This is a genomic window from Cerasicoccus arenae, from assembly GCF_014651635.1.
GTDB lineage: Bacteria > Verrucomicrobiota > Verrucomicrobiia > Opitutales > Cerasicoccaceae > Cerasicoccus > Cerasicoccus arenae.
Genome location: NZ_BMXG01000044.1, coordinates 1 through 3,104 on the forward strand (window position 1 = coordinate 1; position 3,104 = coordinate 3,104).

4 protein-coding genes are annotated in these 3,104 nt (G+C 47.0%); all 4 read right to left on the bottom strand.

Annotated elements, in window-relative coordinates:
- Positions 1-484: 484 nt before the first annotated feature.
- Complete coding sequence (locus tag IE065_RS17720; protein WP_189517619.1) at positions 485-865, bottom strand: hypothetical protein; 381 nt, start codon at positions 863-865, stop codon at positions 485-487.
- Positions 866-958: 93 nt separating this feature from the next.
- Positions 959-1,360 carry a hypothetical protein gene (locus IE065_RS17725; RefSeq protein ID WP_189517622.1) on the bottom strand — a complete coding sequence of 134 codons (402 nt, stop codon included), beginning with the start codon at positions 1,358-1,360 and terminating at the stop codon, positions 959-961.
- A gap of 134 nt (positions 1,361-1,494) precedes the next feature.
- Complete coding sequence (locus tag IE065_RS17730) at positions 1,495-2,310, bottom strand: SMI1/KNR4 family protein (RefSeq protein WP_189517625.1); 816 nt, start codon at positions 2,308-2,310, stop codon at positions 1,495-1,497.
- Positions 2,311-2,353: 43 nt separating this feature from the next.
- The gene (locus IE065_RS17735; protein WP_189517628.1) at positions 2,354-2,983 is read right to left on the bottom strand and encodes a class I SAM-dependent methyltransferase; all 630 of its coding nucleotides are present in this window, start codon (positions 2,981-2,983) and stop codon (positions 2,354-2,356) included.
- Positions 2,984-3,104: the final 121 nt, after the last annotated feature.

Consider the following 3,104-nt stretch of genomic DNA (forward strand, 5'->3'; position numbering starts at 1 on the left):
ACCAATGGTCACCATTAGGAAATCGCCACTAACTCCAAATCATTACCAAGAAGAAAGGCCAATGGTTACCATTGGCAGTCAAGAAGGGTGGAGGCCGGACGCTTACGGATCGATGTAGATGGTCTTGATTTGATGGTCCTTGAGCCACTGGTTGGGCCCCTTTGAACGTGGTCTCACTACACAAACTGTTCCACTGTCTTCGTTAGTCTGGCAGGTTGGTTGATGCCTTGACTTCCTTAACAACCTATACCATTCAATCAACCCAGCCAGACTAACACATGCACTGGCTCAGTTTGCGTAACTCGACCAGATTATTTGCATTCACTTCTCCAGAGCGCTGCAACCATGGGGGTTCAAAAGATACGCACACGAGAATCAGGCCTATCAACACGATAAAAGCAAAAACGATATCGTGCTTTATTTGTATTTTTCTTCCCACTTTTATCAGAACGTCGAGCTGAAGAGCGGCGTTTACGCCGTTTCTTCAAGCGTCTTGTTCGAGTATTATATATTTTTTGAGAGGTCCGAAAAATTCTGGATCTTTGCCTGTGCGAATATAGCGCCAGTAATATAGCAAACCTATTTTGTCACCTATGAGCTGGGCTAAATAGTATAACTGAGTTCCTTCTTTCTTATTTTCTATTTCATCTGATTTCCCCATGGCGTAAGCCCACATCACAAAGGGAACGATAATCATGGGTAATCCTAAAAATATGAGTAGGAATATTTTTACCCACAATGGTGTATCTTGAATCGAATTACTGATTGCACCATTGAAGAACAATTCCAGCACGAATATGGATGGAATTCCCAGATAACCATACAAGACGAAAGCGTCTATGAACTTTTTGACTTTAGGTTTCATTTTTTCTTCGAACGCTAAGAGTAGCTGACCGTCATGGAGCGCTGCAAGGCGCGGAATGAAGGGTCAGCTAGCTCGCCTGGTTCTATTTTAGTTTTAGCCATCAATGTCCCAATCGCGAATCAGCCACGAATCTCCATTAGGTGAAATGGATATAGCCCCATCGACTTTCCCCTTTTTTGAATAAGTCACTGATAGGATAAATTCTTTCTTCTTAGAGTCATAACTTCCGACCTCAATTACCTTCATTTCGCCAAATTCCTTCATCATCTCCAAGTGGATTCGTTCTACTTTTTCGTCATCTTGTATCTGCTCCATTTCGTAGCGTAAGCGTGAAACTTTGTGATAAAGGGCCAGTAGTTTTTCAAAGTCCTGATCGTTCCAAGCTTCTTGGAGCTTTGGAGCAATGTCGGCTACTGCAGATTGCTCAGTCTCTCTGTCTGCGTAAACACTTGTTGAGAGTAGGCCTAGAAGGAGTATCAGGATAATATTTTTCATTCTATAGAACGTCGAAGCGATGTCACTGCCTGCTGACAGCGCGCTCCGACTCCGGGGTTTATGGTTGAATGTTCATGAAATCTTCGACTCAAGGCGGGCAGGCAGTTGATCATCCGCGTCTTGTTCTCTGTTGGTTAGGTCGCAAATTCGCTGAGAGGCCGAATGCCGATTGATCTAGCACGGCAAGCAGAAATCACATCACCTCGGAGTCCTTCAGTCACGGTCAGCAGGAAGCTCGAATCGGGTAGCCCTGGATACCGCAATCCATCTCCAGGAAGCCGATCTCGCAACTCCTCGAATCGTGCATCATCTTCACGGACGAAACCACGGCGAACCAGATTCGGGCTAATCCAAATCCACTCCGGCTCCTCGCCAAGGCCGCGAGCACGATGCTGCGGATATCCGTGAGCCCAAGAATCGGGCGGCTCAAACTGAACCCCCATCTCAGTGCTCAGTGTTGATAATGTGGCGTCCAAATCATCTATGGACGGAACGAAATCCCGATCTTCGATGTCGATCTCCAAGAGATCGAGATACTCTTCAAACGAGTTCGCGATCTCCTGTTCGTTGTCGCACTCGATATCGATGTAACTCACAGAGGGAACCTTCGGATCTCTTCTGTAATCGAGGCACAAATGCCAATGTCCATCGCCATCGAAGGGAACCAGGCCAGCCAACTGGAAACCGACATACTCCTGATCATCCTCCCAGTCGAAGTCTGTTAGTGAAGGGAAATTGGAGCCTATCCCGTAAATCTGCTCGTGTGGCAGATCCTCTAAAGAATAACGGATGTATCCGCCATTCTGTTCCCGCAAGAGTGCAATGAATGATGACGGAAGCGGGTGCCCGATCTTGCGTTCCGCCTCAGAGATCGCTTCGTCAGTGAGGTCTGGCTGGAGATAAGGCAGGTAGACGGGTACTCGCCAGATTGTCTTGGGTGAAGCTTTCACGTGCGGAAATATTCTTCAGAGAACGTAAAGGTCGAGCGCGGCGTTAGCCGTTGCTCGCACCGCCTTGATCGACCTTTTGGATTATGAGGTATAGGTGATCTCCTTGCTTCGACTGCTGGTCGTATTCGAGATGACGACAAACGCACCCATTCTGTCCAACAATCTCAAGCAGCTTCGGAATTCCCAAAGCTGCATGGTATAGAGGCTGCCCAAGAAAAGGATTCGAGCCATCTTGGGGAGCATCAACGCCACCACTCGTGAAGATCAAAATCCCATCTTCTTCTAGCGCATCGCATAGCTTCTTCAATATTGCTTCATGCTCTTCAAGCGGTGCGTGCCAAATGCTATCCCATGCTGAAATAAAATCATACCGCTTTGGGAAATTCCATTCGCAGATGTCTGCCTGATGGAAAACTTGCTGGGGATTTCTTTCTTTGGCTAAGCGAATCATCTCTGGAGAAATATCAAGGCCTTCTACTTCGAAGCCTTCCGACAAAAGTAACTCAATTATTCGTCCGCTGCTCCCGCATCCGATGTCTATGGCGCTCTCTTTTACTTTTGAAAATCGGAGAGCTCTTTTATGCTGTGAGATTCCATTCTCTCGGTTGAACTTATCGCAGTTCCAATGAGAGGCTAGATTATCGTAGCTCTGAGCTGTTTCTCGGGGAGTCATTCTTTTATGTCGATCAGTCAAAGATATCGTGCGAGTTTACGAGTCCCGATTATCGAGCTGTTGTGTGGAGGCTGGCGAGCCTGAAAGCGAAATCCTGAAGCCAAGCCCTTCTGTTTCTAGT

Bases quoted from the DNA above. Each gene is read 5' to 3' on its own strand.
- IE065_RS17735 (WP_189517628.1), bottom strand. From the start codon at position 2,983: ATGACTCCCCGAGAAACAGCTCAGAGCTACGATAATCTAGCCTCTCAT.
- IE065_RS17720 (WP_189517619.1), bottom strand. From the start codon at position 865: ATGAAACCTAAAGTCAAAAAGTTCATAGACGCTTTCGTCTTGTATGGT.
- IE065_RS17725 (WP_189517622.1), bottom strand. From the start codon at position 1,360: ATGAAAAATATTATCCTGATACTCCTTCTAGGCCTACTCTCAACAAGT.